At 52.3% G+C, this 20,208-nt stretch carries 20 protein-coding genes; 13 read left to right on the forward strand and 7 right to left on the reverse strand.

Translation table 11 applies throughout. The annotated features are described in order from the left end of the window. Position 1: 1 nt before the first annotated feature. Both OGV85_RS14935 and dusC read left to right on the forward strand, forming a co-directional pair. On the forward strand, positions 2–1,195 hold the full coding sequence (locus OGV85_RS14935) for a 3-hydroxybenzoate 6-monooxygenase (protein ID WP_061548543.1): 1,194 nt from the start codon (positions 2–4) through the stop codon (positions 1,193–1,195). A gap of 61 nt (positions 1,196–1,256) precedes the next feature. After that, positions 1,257–2,195: a tRNA dihydrouridine(16) synthase DusC gene (dusC, locus tag OGV85_RS14940; protein ID WP_016150649.1), complete on the forward strand. Its 939-nt coding sequence runs from the start codon at positions 1,257–1,259 to the stop codon at positions 2,193–2,195. Between the two features lie 68 nt (positions 2,196–2,263). On the opposite strand, the gene yohP is transcribed toward dusC, so the two are convergent. Further along, a complete protein-coding gene (gene yohP / locus OGV85_RS24570; protein WP_015572324.1) occupies positions 2,264–2,347 on the reverse strand; it encodes a small membrane protein YohP in 84 nt (27 codons plus the stop codon). 70 nt (positions 2,348–2,417) lie between these two features. Continuing rightward, positions 2,418–3,152 (reverse strand): class I SAM-dependent methyltransferase, encoded by a 735-nt coding sequence (locus OGV85_RS14945; protein WP_032949642.1) that lies wholly within the window; start codon positions 3,150–3,152, stop codon positions 2,418–2,420. Between the two features lie 169 nt (positions 3,153–3,321). Between OGV85_RS14945 and mdtQ the strand changes: the two genes are divergently transcribed. Next, positions 3,322–4,761 (forward strand): multidrug resistance outer membrane protein MdtQ, encoded by a 1,440-nt coding sequence (gene mdtQ, locus OGV85_RS14950; protein WP_054528583.1) that lies wholly within the window; start codon positions 3,322–3,324, stop codon positions 4,759–4,761. 37 nt (positions 4,762–4,798) lie between these two features. On the opposite strand, the gene OGV85_RS14955 is transcribed toward mdtQ, so the two are convergent. Continuing rightward, positions 4,799–5,368, reverse strand: coding sequence for a DedA family protein (locus OGV85_RS14955; protein WP_061548544.1), 570 nt, complete (start codon positions 5,366–5,368; stop codon positions 4,799–4,801). Between the two features lie 242 nt (positions 5,369–5,610). Between OGV85_RS14955 and OGV85_RS14960 the strand changes: the two genes are divergently transcribed. Then, positions 5,611–6,198 (forward strand): Yip1 family protein, encoded by a 588-nt coding sequence (locus OGV85_RS14960; protein ID WP_003840142.1) that lies wholly within the window; start codon positions 5,611–5,613, stop codon positions 6,196–6,198. Positions 6,199–6,378: 180 nt separating this feature from the next. Next, positions 6,379–7,326: a D-alanyl-D-alanine endopeptidase gene (gene pbpG / locus OGV85_RS14965; RefSeq protein WP_003027363.1), complete on the forward strand. Its 948-nt coding sequence runs from the start codon at positions 6,379–6,381 to the stop codon at positions 7,324–7,326. Positions 7,327–7,390: 64 nt separating this feature from the next. Here the strand turns inward: pbpG and dld are convergent, their stop codons facing one another. Beyond that, entirely contained in the window at positions 7,391–9,100 is a 1,710-nt protein-coding gene (gene dld, locus OGV85_RS14970; RefSeq protein ID WP_003027361.1) for a D-lactate dehydrogenase, read from the reverse strand. Positions 9,101–9,332: 232 nt separating this feature from the next. On the opposite strand from dld, the gene bglX reads away from it, so the two are divergent. The 5 genes from bglX to OGV85_RS14995 all read left to right on the forward strand — a co-directional run bounded on the left by bglX (position 9,333) and on the right by OGV85_RS14995 (position 15,580). Next, positions 9,333–11,630, forward strand: a complete 2,298-nt coding sequence (gene bglX / locus OGV85_RS14975; RefSeq protein WP_049015356.1) for a beta-glucosidase BglX — start codon at positions 9,333–9,335, stop codon at positions 11,628–11,630. Positions 11,631–11,825: 195 nt separating this feature from the next. Next, positions 11,826–12,743 carry a glycine betaine ABC transporter substrate-binding protein OsmF gene (osmF, locus tag OGV85_RS14980; protein ID WP_003840148.1) on the forward strand — a complete coding sequence of 306 codons (918 nt, stop codon included), beginning with the start codon at positions 11,826–11,828 and terminating at the stop codon, positions 12,741–12,743. Positions 12,744–12,758: 15 nt separating this feature from the next. Beyond that, positions 12,759–13,925 (forward strand): ABC transporter permease, encoded by a 1,167-nt coding sequence (locus OGV85_RS14985; RefSeq protein WP_061548545.1) that lies wholly within the window; start codon positions 12,759–12,761, stop codon positions 13,923–13,925. Further along, the gene (locus tag OGV85_RS14990; RefSeq protein ID WP_061548546.1) at positions 13,918–14,865 is read left to right on the forward strand and encodes an ABC transporter ATP-binding protein; all 948 of its coding nucleotides are present in this window, start codon (positions 13,918–13,920) and stop codon (positions 14,863–14,865) included. Before OGV85_RS14985 ends, OGV85_RS14990 begins: the two co-directional genes overlap by 8 nt. After that, positions 14,849–15,580: an ABC transporter permease gene (locus OGV85_RS14995; protein ID WP_048218229.1), complete on the forward strand. Its 732-nt coding sequence runs from the start codon at positions 14,849–14,851 to the stop codon at positions 15,578–15,580. Before OGV85_RS14990 ends, OGV85_RS14995 begins: the two co-directional genes overlap by 17 nt. Here OGV85_RS14995 and OGV85_RS15000 read toward each other — a convergent pair. Continuing rightward, positions 15,561–15,668, reverse strand: coding sequence for a protein YohO (locus OGV85_RS15000; protein WP_003027354.1), 108 nt, complete (start codon positions 15,666–15,668; stop codon positions 15,561–15,563). The two genes, OGV85_RS14995 and OGV85_RS15000, sit on opposite strands and share 20 nt — an antisense overlap. Positions 15,669–15,719: 51 nt before the next feature. Further along, positions 15,720–16,451, reverse strand: coding sequence for an HTH-type transcriptional regulator MlrA (mlrA, locus tag OGV85_RS15005; RefSeq protein WP_003027351.1), 732 nt, complete (start codon positions 16,449–16,451; stop codon positions 15,720–15,722). A 225-nt stretch (positions 16,452–16,676) separates the two neighbouring features. Between mlrA and OGV85_RS15010 the strand changes: the two genes are divergently transcribed. From OGV85_RS15010 to OGV85_RS15020, 3 genes are read left to right on the forward strand one after another with little or no spacing between them, the layout of a single operon-like run. Continuing rightward, positions 16,677–18,362, forward strand: a complete 1,686-nt coding sequence (locus OGV85_RS15010) for a sensor histidine kinase (RefSeq protein ID WP_003027348.1) — start codon at positions 16,677–16,679, stop codon at positions 18,360–18,362. Beyond that, positions 18,359–19,078, forward strand: coding sequence for a two-component system response regulator BtsR (btsR, locus tag OGV85_RS15015; protein WP_003027347.1), 720 nt, complete (start codon positions 18,359–18,361; stop codon positions 19,076–19,078). Before OGV85_RS15010 ends, btsR begins: the two co-directional genes overlap by 4 nt. Before the next feature lie 46 nt (positions 19,079–19,124). After that, a complete protein-coding gene (locus tag OGV85_RS15020) occupies positions 19,125–19,595 on the forward strand; it encodes a YehS family protein (protein ID WP_003027346.1) in 471 nt (156 codons plus the stop codon). A gap of 41 nt (positions 19,596–19,636) precedes the next feature. Here OGV85_RS15020 and OGV85_RS15025 read toward each other — a convergent pair whose 3' ends face one another. Beyond that, positions 19,637–20,095: a YehR family lipoprotein gene (locus OGV85_RS15025; protein ID WP_057064672.1), complete on the reverse strand. Its 459-nt coding sequence runs from the start codon at positions 20,093–20,095 to the stop codon at positions 19,637–19,639. Positions 20,096–20,208: the final 113 nt, after the last annotated feature.

Raw genomic sequence — 20,208 nt, forward strand, 5'->3', positions numbered from 1 at the left:
AATGGCTAAAGTGACACGCGCAATTATCGTGGGTGGCGGGATTGGCGGCGCGGCGACCGCGCTATCGCTGGCCCGTCAGGGCATTAAAGTGATGTTGCTGGAGAAAGCGCACGAAATTGGTGAAATTGGCGCGGGTATTCAGCTCGGGCCGAATGCATTTTCTGCTCTGGACAGCCTTGGCGTGGGGGAAGTTGCCCGTCAACGCGCCGTTTTAACCGACCACATCACGATGATGGATGCGGTAAATGCGAAAGAGGTAGTACGCATTGAAACCGGGCAGGCGTTCCGCGATCACTTTGGCGGTCCTTATGCGGTTATCCATCGGGTTGATATTCACGCCAGCGTTTGGGAAGCGGCGCTGGTGCATCCTAACGTTGAGTATCGCACTTCAACTAACGTGGTTGATATTCGCCAGACAGAGAATGACGTGACGGTATTTGACGAACACGGCAACAACTGGACGGCGGATATTCTGGTGGGCTGTGACGGTGTAAAATCGGTTGTTCGTCAGTCTCTGATTGGCGATGCTCCGCGGGTTACCGGGCACGTGGTCTATCGCGCCGTGATTGATTGCGATGATATGCCGGAAGATTTGCGCATTAACGCGCCGGTATTGTGGGCCGGACCGCATTGTCATCTGGTGCACTACCCACTGCGCGGCGGCAAACAGTACAACCTGGTGGTGACCTTCCACAGTCGTCAGCAGGAGGAGTGGGGGGTGAAGGATGGTAGCAAAGAGGAAGTGCTCTCCTATTTTGCGGGTATTCATCCACGCCCTCGTCAGATGCTGGATAAACCGACGTCATGGCGGCGCTGGTCAACCGCCGATCGTGAGCCGGTAGAGAAATGGGGAACCGACCGCATCACGCTGGTGGGAGATGCCGCGCACCCGGTGGCGCAATATATGGCGCAAGGAGCCTGTATGGCGCTGGAAGATGCTGTCACGCTAGGTAAAGCGTTACAGCAGTGTGACGGCGATGCGGCTGATGCCTTCGCGCTGTATGAGTCGGTGCGTATTCCGCGTACCGCACGCATCGTCTGGTCAACCCGCGAAATGGGACGCGTCTACCATGCCGCAGGCGTCGAGCGTCAGGTGCGTAATCTGTTGTGGAAAGACAAGTCGCAGGCGGAATTTTATCGCGGTATGGAGTGGTTATACGGCTGGAAAGAAGATAACTGCCTGCTGCCACGCTGAGCCTCTTTAATCTCCCGAACGGAGGCGCTACCATAGCGCCTCTTTTTTTGCGGGTGACGATATGCGTGTTTTACTGGCGCCGATGGAAGGCGTGCTCGACTCACTGGTGCGCGAGCTGCTGACTGAAGTGAATGATTACGATCTGTGCATCACCGAGTTTGTGCGCGTGGTGGATCAGCTCCTGCCGGCAAAAGTATTTCATCGACTCTGCCCGGAACTGCATAACAACAGCCGGACGCCATCCGGCACGTTGGTTCGCATTCAGCTGTTGGGGCAGTACCCGCAGTGGCTGGCGGAGAATGCGGCGCGTGCGGTAGAACTGGGATCGTACGGTGTCGATCTGAACTGTGGTTGTCCGTCGAAGCTGGTGAACGGCAGCGGCGGTGGCGCAACGTTACTGAAAGATCCTGAGCTTATCTACCGGGGCGCAAAAGCTATGCGCGAGGCGGTCCCGGCTCATCTCCCGGTGACGGTGAAAGTGCGTCTGGGCTGGGATAACAGCGATCGGCAGTTTGAAATTGCCGATGCCGTGCAGCAGGCTGGCGCCAGCGAACTGGCGGTGCATGGTCGAACCAAGGAACAGGGCTATAAGGCAGAACATATTAACTGGCAGGCGATTGGCGAGATCCGCCAGCGACTGACTATTCCGGTTATCGCGAATGGCGAAATCTGGGACTGGCAGAGCGCCCAGGATTGTATGGCCATCAGCGGATGCGATGCGGTGATGATCGGACGTGGCGCATTAAATATTCCAAACCTGAGCCGCGTGGTGAAATACAACGAGCCGCGTATGCCGTGGCCTGATGTTGTGACGCTGTTGCAAAAATATACCCGTCTTGAAAAGCAGGGGGACACCGGGCTGTATCATGTAGCGCGGATTAAGCAGTGGTTAGGGTATCTGCGAAAAGAATATTCAGAGGCAACCGCGCTGTTTCAGGAAATTCGTGCGTTAAACAATTCGCCGGATATCGCGCGTGCGATTCAGGCTATTACCCTTTGAACACAGCTGATGCGCCAGACCGGATTAAATGTTAATGCCTTATCCGGGCTGGCTGATAGGCAGCAATATCAAAAAATCATCTTAAACACGCCTGTTACCACCAACAGTCCAATCAGAAAAATAATCAGAATAACCCACAGCAGAATTTTCATTAACTTTCCTTTTTTTGGTAAGTTCAGATTGAGTATAGGAAAGTATTAATCATTCTGCCTGGAGGCGCTGTTATGCTGGTTTACGTGCGCTGAGCAGAAACACCATCGGCCGCTCTTTTTCTTCATCTAACGCTGGGTTTTCAGCAATCTGTTGCGCGGAAGGTCCCCATTCATCGACACAAACCATGTCGAATCCGGCCCCAATCAGCGCATTAATCCAGGTCGCCAGCTTACGGTGCTGTTTTTTGACGCCCTCAGCAAACCAGTTACTGATGCGCTCACCTTCCTGCTGATAATGATTAATCGGCCAGGAGAGTTGCCCGGTTTTATCTTTGATCCAGCCCTGGTTAAGCGGTGCGGTATAAATTGGATGCTCAGCAGAGAAAACCAACATGCCTCCCGGTGTTAATGACTGGTAAATGGTTACGAATAATCGTTCTATATCGTGCAAATAGTGCAGGGCAAGCGAGCTATAAACCAGATCAAAGGAATTTGGGGACAAGGTAAGCGTTTCAAGATCTTCACGCTGATAAACGATGCCATTACCCTGCGTCATACTGTGCGCCTGAGTTAACATTTTTTGTGAAATATCCAGTCCCACTACACTGGCAGCCTGATTATCGCGTGCGTAGCGGCAAAACCAGCCATATCCACAGCCCAAATCAAGAATGTTTTTGCCTTGAAGAGAGGGGAGCATCGCTTGTATTGTCGGCCATTCTGGCGCGCCGTCGAGCCCCTTTACTGAACGATCCAGTGTGGCATATCCAGCAAAGAACTCAGGATCGTCATAGATATTCTGTGACATAAAATCTCCATCCATTAATTATTAAAACTATTTAACCTATATTATTCGCGAGGTGTATATTTTTCTGATTTTATATTTTTATTGCCAAAGATGTATTGCCACGCGTAACTAAAAAAGCAAAAGCGACAAGTCGTAATCTCTGCACATCTTTTCTTACCTGTATATCTCCATGAATCGTAATTCTGTGTTTATCACCACGGCATTGTTGCCGCTTTTTGTTCTGATGGCAGGCTGTGCGCCTATGCATGATGACCGCCAGTCTCTGTCACAGCAGACCCCTGCTGCGAATGTCGATACCACATTGCCTGCCGCGTTAAAAAATGGCTGGCCGGACAGCCAGTGGTGGAGGGCATATCACGACCCACAACTTAATGCGTTGATTGACAGCACGTTGCGAAATTCTCCTGATATGCAGGTAGCGGAACAGCGCATTCAACTGGCGGAGGCGCAGGCTAAGGCCGTGGAAGCACAGGATGGCCCGGAGATCGACTTCTCCGCAGACGTTGAGCGTCAGAGAATGTCAGCTGAGGGTCTGATGGGACCGTTTGCCATTACCGATCCGGCCGCCGGAACAACAGGACCGTGGTACACCAATGGAACCTTTGGTTTAACCGCTGGCTGGAATCTGGATCTGTGGGGTAAAAATCGGGCTGAAGTGACGGCGCGTATTGGGGCCGTTAAGGCACGTGAGGCTGAGCGCGAGCAAACCCGGCAGCTGCTGGCGAGCGGTGTCTCCCGCCTTTACTGGGAATGGCAGACGCAGGCGGCGCTGAAAACCGTACTGACGCAAATCGAAAGCGAGCAGCAAAATGTGATAAGCGTCGATCGTCAGCTGTATCAAAACGGTCTAACTTCTTCAGTGGAAGGCGTTGAAACTGATATTGACTCCAGCAAAACAGAGCAGCAGTTGAATGATGTCAGCGGCAAAATGAAGGTGATTGAAGCACGGCTGAGCGCGCTGACCAATGCCCAGTCCACGGCCCTGAAGCTCCATTCGACCCCACTGCCCGCGGTCGAAAGCCAGCTCCCGTCACAATTGGGTTACTCGCTACTGGCCCGCCGCCCGGATTTACAGGCGGCGCACTGGTACATTGAGTCATCACTGAGCAGCATTGATGCGGCGAAAGCGGCGTTTTATCCCGATGTGAATCTGATGGCATTTTTACAACAGGATGCGTTACATCTGAGTGACCTGTTCCGCCATTCCGCGCAGCAAATGGGCGTAACCGCCGGGCTGACACTGCCTATCTTTGACAGCGGCAGGCTGAACGCGAATCTCGACATAACGAAAGCGCAAAGCAACCTGACGGTGGCGAATTACAACAAAGCTGTGGTGGATGCGGTGAATGACGTGGCACGTGCTGCATCGCAGGTAGAAACATTAGCGCAGAAAAATCAGCATCAGCAGCAGATTGAACATGACGCTCAGCGCGTAGTGGGGCTGGCTCAGGCGCGCTTTAATGCGGGTATTATTGCGGGCTCCAGGGTCAGCGAGGCAAAGATCCCGGCATTACGTGAGCAGTGCAACGGTCTGCTTTTGCAAGGCCAATGGCTGGATGCCTCAATTCAGTTGACCAGTGCGCTGGGCGGCGGTTATCACGCGTCCTGATTAATCAGCCCGACGGTGTTCCGCTGTCGGGCCATCTTCATTGCGCTTTACGTGTGCTTCGCCGTTTCATCCACCAGCGGATGCCCGCGACAATCCCGATAACCAGCACCAGCCAGATGCCATGCTTGATATGCTGGTCAAGGCTGTGCAGCCACGGCGCTATCACTTCACCACCGATGTAGCCCAGGGTGGTAAATAACGATGCCCAGACAAACGCGCCAAGAATATTTAGCGGTAAAAAGATCTTCGGCGGCAGGTGACTGGCGCCAATCAGTAAGGGACCAATAACGCGAAAGCCGTACATAAAGCGCGTACCGACCACAAACAGGTAAGGACGTCGCTGGATCATCTTCTGTGCGTAATCAATTTTCGCCTGGTGGCGCGAGAAACGCTGCAAAATTTTGCCGCCAAAACGACGTCCGAGTAAATAAAGCAACTGATCGCCAATCATCCCGCCCAGCGCGACCGAGAGTACCACCAGAGGAAATTTCAGGACGCCCTGATGCGCCGCAACGCCGCCTAACAGGGTAATGGTTTCGCCTTCCGCCAGACTGCCGATGATTAACGCAGCATAGCCGTATTGCGCAACATAATGATTTATATCCATACGATTGTATGACCTCCACTGCTAATAGCATACACCCTATGATTATTTGATGCCGGAAAAGCCGCGTAGTAGCGCTTAAGGTCGCTCAGCTCTCCAATGCCTGATGGCGCTTCGCTTATCATGCCTACGCCTGAACAAACTTTTTACCCGGCGCTTCGGTATTTTTTCGGTGTACATAAAATAATCAAAAGCTGAATTATACTTGAAGTGTTGAGGTCCGGAGCTGACAACAAGGGGGCGGTATGAACCATGTCTGGGGGCTGTTTTCCCATCCCGATCGTGAAATGCACGTGATCAACAGCGAAAACGAAAGCGTTTCGCATCACTATACCCACCATGTACTGCTGATGGCGGCAATCCCGGTGGTTTGCGCATTTATCGGCACCACGCAAATCGGCTGGAATTTTGGCGATGGCAATATCCTGAAGCTGTCTCTGTTGACCGGATTTGCGATGGCAATTCTGTTTTACGGGGTGATGCTGGCGGGCGTTGCCGTCATGGGACGGGTTATCTGGTGGATGGCGCGTAATTACCCGCAGCGCCCATCGCTGGCGCATTGTATGGTTTTTGCAGGATATGTCGCGACGCCGCTGTTTTTAAGCGGACTGGTCGCACTTTATCCGCTGGTCTGGCTGTGCGCATTGGTGGGGACCATCGCGTTGTTTTACACCGGCTATTTACTTTATCTCGGTATACCTACGTTCCTGAATATCACACGCGAGGAAGGGTTAAGTTTTTCCAGTTCGACGCTGGCGATCGGTGTGCTGGTACTGGAAGTTCTGCTGGCTATTACGGTAATCCTGTGGGGTTACGGCTACCGATTATTCTGACGGATAAACCTGTCTGCGCTGCGTTGTTGACGTAAAAGTCAGCAACGCAGCATTTCGAGACGATTCTCCTGTGGCGGCAAACCTGCCGGATCGCTATGATGCCTGAGCTAGCTTGAGATAATACTTAGTCTCTGGCGGTGTGCGTTGTGACGTGCGTGAACCATTATCAGAAATCTCATCATGCTGAAATTCCGAGTTTCATTATTAAGCCTTGCCCTGGTGCTGGCCGTTCCTTTTGCACCCCAAGCCGTGGCGAAAACGGCAACTACCGCAGCGGCTTCTCAACCTGAGATAGCGTCCGGTAGCGCGATGATTGTTGATCTGAATACCAACAAAGTTATCTATTCGAACCACCCGGACCTTGTGCGTCCGATTGCGTCGATTACCAAATTAATGACCGCGATGGTGGTGCTTGATGCACGACTGCCGTTGGATGAGAAACTGAAAGTTGATATCAGTCAGACACCGGAAATGAAAGGCATCTACTCTCGTGTGCGACTGAACAGTGAAATTAGCCGTAAAGACATGCTGCTGCTGGCGCTGATGTCGTCAGAAAACCGTGCGGCAGCCAGTCTGGCGCATCATTACCCTGGCGGTTATAACGCGTTTATTAAAGCCATGAATGCCAAAGCGAAAGCGCTCGGCATGACTCAGACACGCTTTGTGGAACCAACCGGCTTATCGATTCATAACGTCTCGACAGCTCGTGATTTAACCAAGCTGCTGATCGCCAGCAAGCAGTATCCGCTGATTGGCCAGTTAAGCACTACGCGTGAAGATATGGCGACCTTTGCCAACCCGGCTTATACGCTGCCATTCCGTAACACCAACCATCTGGTATACCGCGATAACTGGAATATTCAGTTAACCAAAACCGGATTTACCAATGCGGCAGGCCACTGTCTGGTGATGCGCACCGTGATCAATAACAAACCGGTGGCGCTGGTGGTGATGGATGCGTTCGGTAAATATACCCACTTTGCCGATGCCAGCCGTTTACGCACCTGGATTGAAACCGGCAAGGTGATGCCGGTTCCGGCGGCAGCGCTGAGCTACAAAAAGCAAAAAGCGGCGCAGATGGCGGCGGCAGGTTCAGCTACGGGTGAGCAAACCGCGCAAAACGATTAAACCGTAGGCTGGCCAAGCGAAGCGCCCCCGGCAACGTGCCCGATGGCGCTTACGCTTATCGGGCCTACGATTCTTTCCAGAACTTTTGCTTACTCGTTTTACCAATACCCGGATTCATACTGTTGGTGGGGTCATTCTCGCGGTAAAAACGGGTTAATGTTTCCGGTGCTTTATACAGATGTCCGACGTTATGCTCTGCCGGATACTGTGCTCCGCGTTCGTGCAGAAGCTCCAGCATCTGCTCTTTCAGCGCATGTGCATCCACGCCTTTTTTCACGATGTAATCCTGATGGAATACATAGCACATAAAGTGACCGTAATAGAGCTTATGCACCAGTTGACTGTCGATTTCTGGCGGCAGATGCTCATACCATTCGGTGTCGTTACGACGCAGCGCGATATCCAGTGCCAGAATATCTTCTACTTCATCGGCATGTACGGCCTGATAACGAATCGCCGCGCCAGCCGCCGCAAAGCGATGCAAAAACGCCTTGCTGCCTTCTTCTGGGGTACAGGCAAAGAAGTCGCCTTCAGCGGTTTTGAAATATTCGCTGAGCCAGTTTTGCGCTTCAGCCACGCCGCCACCGGCCATTTTTAACAGCAGGTGATGCTCGTACTTATCGCGCCAGCTTTTCATGCGTGCCGGTAAGTGGCTGGGGAACAAATGACCAAATTTCTGCATTGCCCGGTCGGTGAAATGCGGACGGAAAATTTTCACTTTTTCCAGCATCGCATCGGTGCGACCTTTCAGGGTGAAAAAGAACGGCATTTTGTCGGTGCCGAGCTTGTCGATCATCAGAAACGTATCTTTGCCATATTGCTCGGCGATGTCGTAAATATCGCGGTGCATATATTCACCGGCGACCGGCAGGTGCTCAAATTTTGCCAGAATATGACGGCGGATTTCCGTCAGCACTTCAGGCTGATTGGTACCGATGTAAAAGACCTGCTGATTTTTTTCGGCTTCGAAGGTGTCCAGACGCACGGCGAAAACCGCGAGCTTTCCTGCACAACCGGATGATTCAAACAAGCGATCCGGGTCGGCGTTATAGCGGGCAGGCGTGTCCGCCTCAATATCTCTGACGCGGGTGACATAGTCGTGATCGTGCGCGTGTCGCCCGTCGTGGCGGACATCGTCATCTTTAATCCGCTCGTCATCAAGTTTGCTAAGGATCTGTTCCGGGGTCTGGCCCAGCTCGATACCCAGATGGTTGACCAGCTGCAATTTGCCCTGTTCGTCAATACGCGCAAACAGCGACATCTCGGTATATGCCGGGCCGCGCTGTACCAGCGAGCCGCCGGAGTTGTTGCAAATGCCGCCAATTACCGAAGCGCCAATACAGGATGACCCGATCACAGAATGTGGCTCACGGCCAAACGGTTTGAGCGCCTTTTCCAGCGAATACAACGTTGTACCGGGATAAGCCAGCACTTGTTCGCCTTTGCCGATGACGTGCAGTTTATCCAGGCGCAGGGTGCTGATAATGACAATTTCGCGGTCGTAATCATTTCCGCTCGGCGTAGAGCCTTCGGTCAGGCCGGTATTGGCGGCCTGCATCAGGATAATTTTATCTGCGGCGACGCAAGCATTGAGAACGCGCCACAGCTCTAAAAGCGAGCCGGGGAACACGACGGCGAGCGCTTCGCCCTGGCCGGAGCGGAATCCCTTGCGATAGCGGGCTGTTTTAGCAGGTTCAGTGAGCAGGTGAGAATGACCAACCAGACGGGTCAGTTCATTCAGGAAAGCTTTATTATCTGTTGTAATGGAAGACATTCTCCACTCCTTGTGGTGGGACTCAATATCAGGAACAAGCATAGCGCTTTGTATGACAATACGCTTTCTCATTCATATTGTCTCTGGTTCGTCTTCTAATGATTTGCGCTGGTTTTGAAAATTAGGAGAATAACCTTAGCTTTCTTTATCGCTCCCGTTTAGTCTTACGGCAAACTGCGGTTTTTGTTATATTTTCGCTGCCTCGTCGGGAAAAAATAAAGAGAGAATCAACATGAAATGGCTATGTTCTGTAGGTGTCGCGGTGAGTCTGGCGTTGCAACCAGCGCAGGCGGACACGCTGTTTGGTAACCATCCTCTGACGCCAGAAGCGCGGGATGCATTCGTTACCGATTTACTTAAACAGATGACCGTGGATGAGAAAATTGGGCAACTACGCTTGATAAGCGTCGGGCCTGATAACCCGAAAGAAGCCATCCGCGAGATGATCAAAGACGGGCAGGTTGGGGCAATTTTTAACACCGTCACGCGCCAGGATATCCGCAAAATGCAGGATCAGGTGATGGAACTCAGCCGCCTGAAAATTCCTCTCTTTTTTGCCTACGACGTATTGCACGGCCAACGTACCGTGTTCCCGATAAGTCTCGGCCTGGCATCCTCTTTTAATCTCGATGCGGTCAGAACCGTTGGCCGTATTTCCGCGTATGAAGCCGCCGATGATGGTCTGAATATGACCTGGGCGCCAATGGTCGATGTCTCTCGCGATCCGCGTTGGGGCCGTGCTTCAGAAGGTTTTGGTGAAGACACGTATTTAACGGCTACGATGGGTAAAACCATGGTTGAAGCGATGCAGGGTAAAAGCCCGGCGGATCGCTATTCGGTGATGACCAGCGTCAAGCACTTCGCCGCTTATGGCGCGGTTGAAGGTGGCAAGGAATATAACACCGTCGATATGAGCCCACAGCGTCTGTTCAACGACTATATGCCGCCGTATAAAGCCGGGCTGGACGCTGGTAGCGGTGCGGTAATGGTAGGACTTAATTCGCTAAACGGTACGCCTGCAACCTCAGATGCATGGCTGCTCAAAGACGTGCTGCGTGATGAATGGGGCTTTAAGGGTATTACCGTTTCCGATCACGGCGCGATTAAGGAACTGATTAAGCACGGTACTGCCTCCGATCCTGAAGATGCGGTGCGCGTGGCGATCAAGTCCGGCATCAATATGAGTATGAGCGATGAGTATTACAGCAAATATCTTCCGGGCTTGATTAAATCCGGCAAAGTGACGATGGCGGAGCTGGATGACGCCGCGCGCCACGTGCTGAACGTGAAATATGATATGGGGCTGTTTAACGACCCGTACAGTCATCTGGGGGCCAAAGAATCTGACCCACAGGACACCAACGCGGAAAGCCGTTTGCACCGTAAAGAGGCGCGTGAAGTAGCGCGAGAAAGCCTGGTGCTGCTGAAAAACCGTCTGGAAACGTTGCCGCTGAAAAAATCCGCCACCGTGGCAGTCGTCGGTCCGCTGGCCGACAGCAAGCGTGATGTGATGGGCAGTTGGTCCGCTGCCGGTGTTGCCGATCAGTCGGTAACGGTACTGACGGGGATTAAAAATGCCGTCGGCGATCAGGGCAAAGTGCTGTACGCCAAAGGGGCGAATATCACCAACGACAAAGGCATTGTCGATTTCCTCAATCTGTATGAAGAGGCGGTGAAGGTTGACCCGCGCTCGCCGCAGGCGATGATCGATGAAGCCGTGAACGCAGCGAAGCAGTCTGACGTGGTGGTTGCGGTAGTCGGCGAAGCGCAAGGTATGGCGCATGAAGCTTCCAGCCGCACCGATATCACTATTCCACAGAGTCAGCGTGACCTGATTGCCGCGCTGAAAGCCACCGGTAAACCTCTGGTTCTGGTACTGATGAACGGACGTCCGCTGGCGTTGGTTAAAGAAGATCAACAGGCCGATGCGATCCTCGAAACCTGGTTTGCCGGGACGGAAGGCGGTAACGCCATCGCCGATGTGCTGTTTGGCGATTACAACCCGTCAGGCAAGCTGCCGATGTCTTTCCCGCGCTCTGTCGGACAGATCCCGGTCTATTACAGCCATCTCAATACCGGTCGCCCGTATAACGCAGATAAGCCGAACAAGTACACGTCGCGCTACTTTGATGAAGCGAATGGTCCGTTGTATCCCTTTGGTTATGGCCTGAGTTACACCACGTTCACGGTTTCTGATGTGAAGCTCTCTTCTCCAACGATGAAGCGTGACGGGACCGTGACGGCCAGCGTGCAGGTGACCAACACCGGCAAGCGCGAAGGTGCGACGGTGATTCAGATGTACTTGCAGGACGTGACCGCTTCCATGAGTCGTCCGGTAAAACAGCTGAAAGGTTTTGAGAAAGTGAATCTTAAGCCGGGTGAAACCCAGACTGTCAGCTTCCCGATTGACATTGACGCGCTGAAGTTCTGGAATCAGCGTATGCAATACGATGCAGAACCTGGCAAATTTAACGTTTTCATCGGCGTGGATTCCGCCAGAGTGAAGCAGGGCGAATTTGAACTGCTGTAATTGATTAGCGAGTAAAGGCCGGGTTTCCGGCCTTTATCTTTAGGTGTATGCGCCGCGTCTGCTTCTTATTTCTCATCACGTTATTGCTAACGAATCCCTCTCTTACTCCCCAATTGCCAGGTTAAGCCCTGATTTTTCGACTATGCTTTTTCCTCAAGTCTCTGAAAAGGGCCGCAAAAGGATGAGGAGTACAGCATGATAATCTCAAAAGTATCGGTGGGTTCGCTGGCGCTGTTAGCTGCGATAAGCCTACCCTTACAGGCCGCGTCACCCGTCACGGTCGGTTCAAAAATAGATACCGAAGGGGCGCTGCTCGGCAACATTATTTTGCAGGTGCTCGAAAGCCATGGCGTGAAAACCGTCAATAAAATACAGCTTGGTACCACCCCAGTGGTGCGTGGGGCAATCACCTCCGGTGAGCTGGATATTTATCCGGAATATACCGGTAATGGCGCATTCTTTTTTAAAGATGAAAATGATCCCGCGTGGAAAAATGCGCAGGCTGGATTCGACAAAGTGAAAAAGCTGGATGCAGAGCAAAATAAGCTGGTCTGGCTAACCCCTGCACCCGCCAACAACACCTGGACCATTGCAGTACGCCAGGATGTTGCGCAAAAGAACAAACTTGAGTCCCTTGCTGATTTAGGCCGTTACCTGAAGGACGGAGGAACGTTCAAACTTGCCGCCTCTGCTGAATTTATCGAACGGGCTGACGCGCTGCCTGCGTTTGAAAAAGCTTATGATTTCAAACTGAATCAAAATCAGCTGTTGTCGCTGGCTGGGGGAGATACCGCGGTGACGATTAAAGCGGCGGCGCAGCAGACCTCCGGAGTCAATGCGGCGATGGCTTATGGCACCGATGGCCCGGTTGCGGCGCTCGGTCTGCAAACTTTAAGCGATCCAAAAGGTGTCCAGCCCATTTATGCGCCAGCACCCGTCGTACGTGAGTCGGTGCTAAAAGACTATCCGCAAATGGGAGAGTGGCTGCAACCGGTATTTGCCAGCCTGGATGAAAAAACGTTGCAACAACTGAATGCCAGCATTGCCGTGGAGGGACTGGATGCGAAAAAAGTCGCAGCAGATTACCTGAAGCAAAAAGGATGGGTGAAGTAACGGCGTTTGCAGCGGGTGGGTGTTTTGTCGAATATTTCAGTCAATCGGGTGCTGTTGTTGCTGGTGCTTCTTACTTTCGCGTCGGCAGCGCTGCCTTTCATTAGCTATGCACCTAATCGTCTGGTGTCCGGCGAAGGTCGTCAACTCTGGGATATCAGCTCCGACACGGCGTGGGGATTGGCGGTGGCCTGTTTGCTGCTATGTCTTCTGAGCGTTGTACCGGGAAAGCCCGGCAATATATTGGCGCTTATCGTTTGCCAACTGTTGGTGATCGCCGCGCTGGTAACCGCAGGTACAACGGCAACGTATCTGGCGAAGACAGGGAGTCCGCTGGCCAGAACCAGTCTGGGCAGTGGATTCTGGTTGGGCGTGGGGCTGATGCTGCTGGCCGCCAGTGACGCTATTCGTCGCATCACCGCTCAGGCACTGTGGCGTTGGGCGCTGCATGCTCAAATATTCATTGTGCCGCTGGTGCTTTTGTTCTCCGGCACGTTTAACGATCTATCCCTGCTTAAAGAATATGCCAACCGCCAGGATGTCTTCAACGACGCCCTGGCGCAGCATCTGACAATTCTGTTCGCTACCGTGGTGCCCGCGCTGCTCATTGGTGTGCCACTGGGCATCTGGTGTGCTTTCTCTGTCGCCCGTCAGGGGCCGGTATTTGCACTACTGAACATCATCCAGACCATTCCCTCCGTCGCGCTGTTTGGCCTGTTAATTGCGCCACTTGCCGGGTTGGTGAAGCACTTTCCTTTATTGGGCAAGTTCGGCGTCGCGGGAACTGGTATGACGCCTGCGCTTATTGCGTTGGTGCTGTATGCGTTGTTACCGCTGGTACGTGGCGTTGTGGCTGGGTTGAATCAGGTACCGCGGGATGTACTGGAAAGCGCACGAGCGATGGGAATGAACACTTTCCAGCGATTTGTCTCGGTGCAGTTCCCCCTGGCGCTGCCGGTCTTCTTACGCAGTTTACGGGTAGTGATGGTCCAGACGGTGGGGATGGCCGTGATAGCCGCTCTGATTGGCGCAGGGGGATTTGGCGCGCTGGTCTTTCAGGGATTGCTCAGTAGCGCCGTCGATTTAGTGCTGTTGGGCGTGATCCCGGTCGTTGTGCTGGCAGTGTTGATTGATGCGCTGTTTGATTTAGGTCTCGCGCTGCTAAAGGTATCGAATAATGATTGAATTTCGCCACGTCAGTAAAACCTATGGTCAGCAAAAAGCCGTTGATGACCTTAATCTGCATTTAGGGGAGGGCAGCTTTTCGGTGCTAATCGGCACGTCAGGTTCGGGGAAGTCCACCACGCTAAAGATGATTAATCGGCTGGTTGAACATGACAGTGGACAGATCCGCTTTGCCGGAGAAGAAATTCGTAGCCTGCCGGTGCTGGAGCTACGACGGCGCATGGGGTACACGATTCAGTCTATTGGCTTGTTTCCCCACTGGACCGTCGCACAGAACATCGCCACCGTACCGCAACTGCAAAAGTGGTCGCGCTCACGTATTGATGACCGAACAGACGAACTGATGGCGCTGCTGGGTCTTGAGGAAAGTTTGCGCCACCGTTATCCGCATCAGCTTTCCGGCGGACAGCAGCAGCGGGTCGGGGTTGCGCGTGCCCTTGCGGCAGATCCGCAGGTGCTATTGATGGATGAGCCTTTTGGCGCGCTGGACCCGGTCACCCGCGGTGCGCTGCAGCAGGAGATGACGCGTATTCACCGTCTGCTCGGGCGTACCATTGTGCTGGTGACGCATGATATCGACGAGGCGCTAAGGCTGGCGGAGCATCTGGTGCTAATGGATGCAGGAAAGGTCGTGCAGCAAGGCACGCCGCTGTCGATGCTCACTGCGCCAGCGAATGATTTCGTACAAACCTTTTTTGGCCGCAGTGAACTGGGCGTACGGCTGTTGTCGCTGCGTACGGTAGGCGATTTTATCCGTCGCGGAGAACACTCAGACGGCGAGCCGCTGGTGGATGAGATGACGCTTCGTGATGCGTTATCGGTGTTCGTGGCGCGCGGTTGCGACGTTTTACCGGTCGTGACGCTGCAGGGGTTACCCTGCGGAACGCTCCATTTTCGCGATTTGCTTTCGGAGATGCCGACCCGTGAAACGTCTTGCTGATCCACTGCTGTGGCTTGTTGCGTTGTTTCTGATCCTGTTGGTTGGATTGCCTCACAGTCAGACCCTGTTTAGTTCGCTGTTTCCTGAGCTGCCACGTCCCGTGTATCAGCAGGAAAGTTTTACGGCGTTGGCGCTGGCCCATTTTTCTCTGGTGGGGATTTCAAGCCTGATCGCCATCATTATTGGCGTTGGGGCGGGAATTGCGGTAACCCGACCCTGGGGCGCGGAATTCAGGCCGATAGTGGAAACGATTGCCGCCGTGGGGCAGACATTTCCGCCAGTTGCGGTGTTGGCGATCGCTGTACCGGTGATGGGATTTGGTCCTGAACCGGCAATTATTGCGCTGATCCTGTATGGGGTATTACCGATCTTGCAGGCAACCCTGGCGGGACTTGGCGGCATTTCTTCCAGCGTGATGGATATTGCCAGTGGAATGGGCATGAGTCAGGGGCAACGGCTGCGTAAAGTAGAGTTACCGCTGGCGGCCCCGGTTATTCTGGCCGGGATTCGCACGTCGGTGATTATTAATATAGGCACCGCAACCATCGCCTCAACCGTTGGAGCGAACACGCTGGGTACGCCGATTATTATCGGGCTGAGTGGGTTCAATACCGCCTATGTAATTCAGGGGGCGCTGTTGGTCGCGCTGGCAGCGGTAATTGTTGACCGCGGTTTTGAGAAATTAGCGAGACATCTTACCCGGCACGTAAAATAAAGGTATAACCTGCCAGCATGACACCGCCGATACCGCCGATGGCCATCAGCAGGAAGAGGGTAATGACACCGATTTTAGCTGCGCTCATTATGCACTCCTTATGTGAATTCAAGGATTGTACACGTTTGTTAATAGAATATTAAATACCGAGTGGATAAATATCGTGACCCAACGCGCGCCATTCATTCAGCTGTTGTTGCTGAGCGGGCGTTTGGTTCTCGCCGCACCAGACAAGCAAGGTGCGACCTTCAAACAGCTCCGGTCGCAGTTGGTTCAGCGAATGGGCAAGGACGTCAATGCGCCACCCCTGCTGGCTGGCGACCCAACCTTCCAGCCATAAGCGGGTCGTATCCTGAATGTTCCAGCCAACCACCAGAGCATCTTTGCCCTGTTTCTTGCGTGCTGAGGCAAGACAAATCGCGATGTAGTTGATCAGTACGCCGTCGAGGATCCCCAGTAACGCCTGGAGGATCGGCTGCTGACATTGCAGACGTCGGCGTAACGGAATGAATAAATGGGTGTTGAGCGTTTGTGCGGGATAATCCTGACCACGCTCTTTGATCCACAGTCTGAGGCTATGCAGATTATTACTTTGCAAATAGCTCAACAGCGTCTCTTGTTGTTCACGCCAACCGTTATGCACATCAATGCTCTCATTGCTGAGCAACATTTTAACCTTGCTGACCTGGACACCGTTGTTGATCCAGCGTTTTATCTCACGGATCCGATCGATATCCGCGTCGTTAAACAGGCGATGTCCGCCGTCTGTCCGTTGCGGTTTCAGTAATCCGTAACGCCTCTGCCACGCACGTAAAGTGACAGGGTTGATATCACAAAGCAAAGCCACTTCACCTATTGTGTAAAGCGCCATCGTCGTCTCACTTATGCTTGCGAGGTCCCAGTTTTACTTTAGACGCTCTTTTGCGAACCAGGTAGTTTTGTCTGTTTTTTGATCAATAAATGGGTGAGTTTGTAGTCATGCTCGCGCTTTCGAGTGATCGTTCTCACAAATTCCTTTTTTTTTGCAACACTTCAAAGAAAGTTACGCGCAGCCCATGTATGTTACGCGCTTTTAAGAGATGTGTGGTTGGCGGGTATGTACGAGTTTAATCTGGTGTTGCTGCTGCTTCAGCAGATGTGCGTGTTTCTCGTTATCGCGTGGCTCATGAGCAAAACGCGTTTGTTTATTCCGCTGATGCAGGTGACTATCCGGCTGCCGCACAAACTGCTTTGCTACGTGACCTTTTCCATTTTCTGCATTTTGGGCACCTATTTCGGGCTGCACATTGATGACTCCATTGCGAATACTCGCGCTATTGGTGCGGTAATGGGCGGGCTGCTTGGCGGCCCTGTGGTTGGCGGCTTAGTCGGTCTGACCGGTGGTTTACATCGTTATTCAATGGGCGGAATGACGGCGCTTAGCTGCATGATCTCGACCATTGTGGAAGGGTTGCTCGGCGGACTGGTGCACAGCGTGCTCACCCGTCGTGGTCGTACCGATAAAGTATTCAGCCCGCTGACGGCGGGCGCCATTACCTTTGTTGCTGAACTGGTGCAGATGTTGATCATCTTATTGATCGCCAGGCCGTTTGATGATGCCTATCGACTGGTCAGCAATATTGCCGCGCCTATGATGGTGACCAATACCGTCGGCGCCGCCTTATTTATGCGTATTTTGCTCGATAAACGGGCGATGTTTGAAAAATATACCTCCGCTTTTTCCGCCACCGCGCTCAAAGTTGCCGCTTCAACGGAAGGTATTTTGCGCCAGGGGTTCAACGAGGTTAACAGCATGAAGGTTGCTCAGGTGCTGTATGAAGAGCTGGATATCGGTGCGGTGGCGATTACCGATCGTGAGAAACTGCTGGCATTTACCGGTATTGGTGACGACCATCATCTGCCGGGCAAACCTATCTCTTCCTCGTACACTCAGCGGGCGATTGAAACCGGAGAGGTGGTTTATGCCGACGGCAATGAAGTCCCTTATCGCTGCTCTTTGCATCCGCAATGCAAATTAGGTTCGACGCTGGTGATCCCTCTGCGGGGTGAAAACCAGCGGGTGATGGGGACCATCAAACTGTATGAAGCCAAAAACCGTCTCTTTAGCTCAATCAACCGCACGCTGGGGGAAGGGATCGCCCAACTGCTTTCGGCTCAGATTTTGGCCGGGCAGTATGAGCGGCAAAAAGCGATGCTCACGCAGTCGGAAATAAAACTCCTGCACGCCCAGGTCAATCCCCATTTTCTGTTTAATGCGCTCAACACCATCAAAGCTGTGATCCGACGTGATAGCGAGCAGGCCAGCCAACTGGTGCAGTATCTGTCGACGTTCTTTCGTAAAAATTTAAAACGCCCGTCGGAAATTGTGACGCTGGCCGATGAAATTGAACACGTTAATGCTTATCTGCAAATTGAAAAGGCACGGTTCCAATCGCGTCTTCAGGTGACCTTGACGGTGCCAGAAGAACTTTCGCATCAGCAATTACCCGCCTTTACTCTGCAACCCATCGTGGAGAATGCCATCAAACACGGTACTTCTCAGTTGCTGGATACCGGTGAGGTATCGATTACCGCCCGTCGAGAAGGGCAATATCTGATGCTGGATATCGAAGACAATGCCGGGCTGTATCAGCCAACGTCAGAAGCCAGTGGACTGGGTATGAATCTGGTCGATAAACGACTGCGCGAGCGGTTTGGCGATGATTTTGGCATCAGCGTAGCGTGTGAACCTGACCGCTTTACCCGAATCACTTTACGACTTCCTCTGGAGGAACTGGCATGATCAAAGTGCTAATTGTCGATGACGAACCGTTAGCCCGGGAAAATCTGCGGATCCTGTTGCAGGAGCAAAGCGACATCGAGATTGTCGGCGAATGTTCGAATGCGGTGGAAGCCATTGGCGCGGTACATAAATTGCGTCCGGATGTTCTGTTCCTTGATATTCAGATGCCGCGAATCAGCGGCCTGGAAATGGTTGGCATGCTTGATCCCGAGCATCGTCCGTACATTGTTTTTCTGACCGCCTTTGATGAGTATGCGGTGAAAGCCTTTGAAGAACATGCGTTTGATTATCTGCTCAAACCGATCGAAGAAGCTCGACTGGAAAAAACGCTGATCCGTTTGCGTCAGGAGCGCACGAAGCAGGATGTATCACTGCTGCCAGAAAATCAGCAGGTGCTGAAGTTTATTCCGTGCAGCGGCCACAGCCGAATTTATTTGCTGCAAATGGATGACGTGGCGTTTATCAGCAGCCGTATGAGTGGCGTATATGTGACCAGCAGTGATGGTAAAGAAGGCTTCACTGAGCTGACGCTCAGGACGCTGGAGAGCCGTACTCCTCTGCTGCGTTGTCATAGACAATATCTGGTAAATATGGCGCAATTGCAGGAGATCCGTCTGGAAGACAACGGCCAGGCGGAACTGATTTTGCGTAACGGGCTGACCGTTCCGGTGAGTCGTCGTTATCTTAAAAGTCTAAAAGAGGCGATTGGACTGTAAAACTGATACACTGCGCGCCATTGCATCACCGACTGTTGAAGGCTCTATGCTAAGTAACGATATTCTTCGTAGCCTGCGCTACACCCTGAAAGCGAACAATAACGACATGGTGCGTATTCTTGCGCTTGCTGACATGGAATCCATCTCCGCAAATTTCGATACCTGGACGACAAAAGAAGATGAAGACGGGTTTGTTCGCTGCCCGGATATCATTCTCTCCGGTTTTTTAAACGGTCTGATTTATCATCTGCGTGGTAAAGATGATTCTGCACCGGAACTGGCGCTTGAGCGTCGTGTTAACAACAATACGGTGCTGAAAAAACTGCGTATCGCTTTTTCACTGAAAACCGATGATATTCTGGCAATTATGACCGAGCAGAAATTCCGTGTGTCGATGCCGGAAATTACCGCCATGATGCGCGCACCGGACCATAAGAATTATCGCGAATGCGGCGATCAGTTCCTGCGTTATTTTCTGCGTGGTTTAACGTCGCGAGAGCATAAAAAGAAAGCGTAAAGCAGCGCCGGCGACCACGATCAAAATCGGGTCGCCGATGCTTACTTCACTTCTTTAAAACCCGCCGATTCCATTACCGTTTGCATTTGCTTCATGCTGATGTTTTTATCGGCGTTTTCAGATAGTTTCATCCCTGAAATGGCCTGCAACGCTTTTATATCAACTTTTTCCATATCGATAGTGACATTTTCTTGCGCGTAGGTATCTGAATAGGTGAGTTTTTCTTCTATGCCAGTAATGTTTTGATATTTGGCGCTTAATGCGTCGAATACTTTTGCTGCTTCTTCTTTATTGCTGGCACCGACTGATGCATAGCTGATTTTACTTTCAGATATTTGCTTCAGGACCTTATCACCTTTATAGGTGTAAGAGACAGTGATATCCGAACCGTTGAGGTTGGCATTAAATGTTTTTGTCTCTACTTTATCACCGCATCCTGCCAGGGAAAAAAACACAACCGATACCACGGCGAGAGAGAAAAATTTTAGTAACGCTTTCATGTAAAACTCCATTTCATGAATATCGGATGTTAAACAATAATCTCCACGAATCTGGTAAGCCCGGACTACCTTGATCCCAGAGCAGTATAGAATAAATCTAATATTAACAACTG

This window comes from Citrobacter sp. Cf132 (genome assembly GCF_030333885.1).
In the GTDB taxonomy this organism is placed as follows: Bacteria; Pseudomonadota; Gammaproteobacteria; order Enterobacterales; family Enterobacteriaceae; genus Citrobacter; species Citrobacter freundii.

What these genes read in the sequence shown, in the direction of transcription:
- OGV85_RS14935 (WP_061548543.1), top strand. Translation starts at nt 2, where the DNA reads ATGGCTAAAGTGACACGCGCAATTATCGTGGGTGGCGGGATTGGCGGC.
- dusC (WP_016150649.1), top strand. Translation starts at nt 1,257, where the DNA reads ATGCGTGTTTTACTGGCGCCGATGGAAGGCGTGCTCGACTCACTGGTG.
- yohP (WP_015572324.1), bottom strand. Translation starts at nt 2,347, where the DNA reads ATGAAAATTCTGCTGTGGGTTATTCTGATTATTTTTCTGATTGGACTG.
- OGV85_RS14945 (WP_032949642.1), bottom strand. Translation starts at nt 3,152, where the DNA reads ATGTCACAGAATATCTATGACGATCCTGAGTTCTTTGCTGGATATGCC.
- mdtQ (WP_054528583.1), top strand. Translation starts at nt 3,322, where the DNA reads ATGAATCGTAATTCTGTGTTTATCACCACGGCATTGTTGCCGCTTTTT.
- OGV85_RS14955 (WP_061548544.1), bottom strand. Translation starts at nt 5,368, where the DNA reads ATGGATATAAATCATTATGTTGCGCAATACGGCTATGCTGCGTTAATC.
- OGV85_RS14960 (WP_003840142.1), top strand. Translation starts at nt 5,611, where the DNA reads ATGAACCATGTCTGGGGGCTGTTTTCCCATCCCGATCGTGAAATGCAC.
- pbpG (WP_003027363.1), top strand. Translation starts at nt 6,379, where the DNA reads ATGCTGAAATTCCGAGTTTCATTATTAAGCCTTGCCCTGGTGCTGGCC.
- dld (WP_003027361.1), bottom strand. Translation starts at nt 9,100, where the DNA reads ATGTCTTCCATTACAACAGATAATAAAGCTTTCCTGAATGAACTGACC.
- bglX (WP_049015356.1), top strand. Translation starts at nt 9,333, where the DNA reads ATGAAATGGCTATGTTCTGTAGGTGTCGCGGTGAGTCTGGCGTTGCAA.
- osmF (WP_003840148.1), top strand. Translation starts at nt 11,826, where the DNA reads ATGATAATCTCAAAAGTATCGGTGGGTTCGCTGGCGCTGTTAGCTGCG.
- OGV85_RS14990 (WP_061548546.1), top strand. Translation starts at nt 13,918, where the DNA reads ATGATTGAATTTCGCCACGTCAGTAAAACCTATGGTCAGCAAAAAGCC.
- OGV85_RS15000 (WP_003027354.1), bottom strand. Translation starts at nt 15,668, where the DNA reads ATGAGCGCAGCTAAAATCGGTGTCATTACCCTCTTCCTGCTGATGGCC.
- mlrA (WP_003027351.1), bottom strand. Translation starts at nt 16,451, where the DNA reads ATGGCGCTTTACACAATAGGTGAAGTGGCTTTGCTTTGTGATATCAAC.
- OGV85_RS15010 (WP_003027348.1), top strand. Translation starts at nt 16,677, where the DNA reads ATGTACGAGTTTAATCTGGTGTTGCTGCTGCTTCAGCAGATGTGCGTG.
- btsR (WP_003027347.1), top strand. Translation starts at nt 18,359, where the DNA reads ATGATCAAAGTGCTAATTGTCGATGACGAACCGTTAGCCCGGGAAAAT.
- OGV85_RS15020 (WP_003027346.1), top strand. Translation starts at nt 19,125, where the DNA reads ATGCTAAGTAACGATATTCTTCGTAGCCTGCGCTACACCCTGAAAGCG.
- OGV85_RS15025 (WP_057064672.1), bottom strand. Translation starts at nt 20,095, where the DNA reads ATGAAAGCGTTACTAAAATTTTTCTCTCTCGCCGTGGTATCGGTTGTG.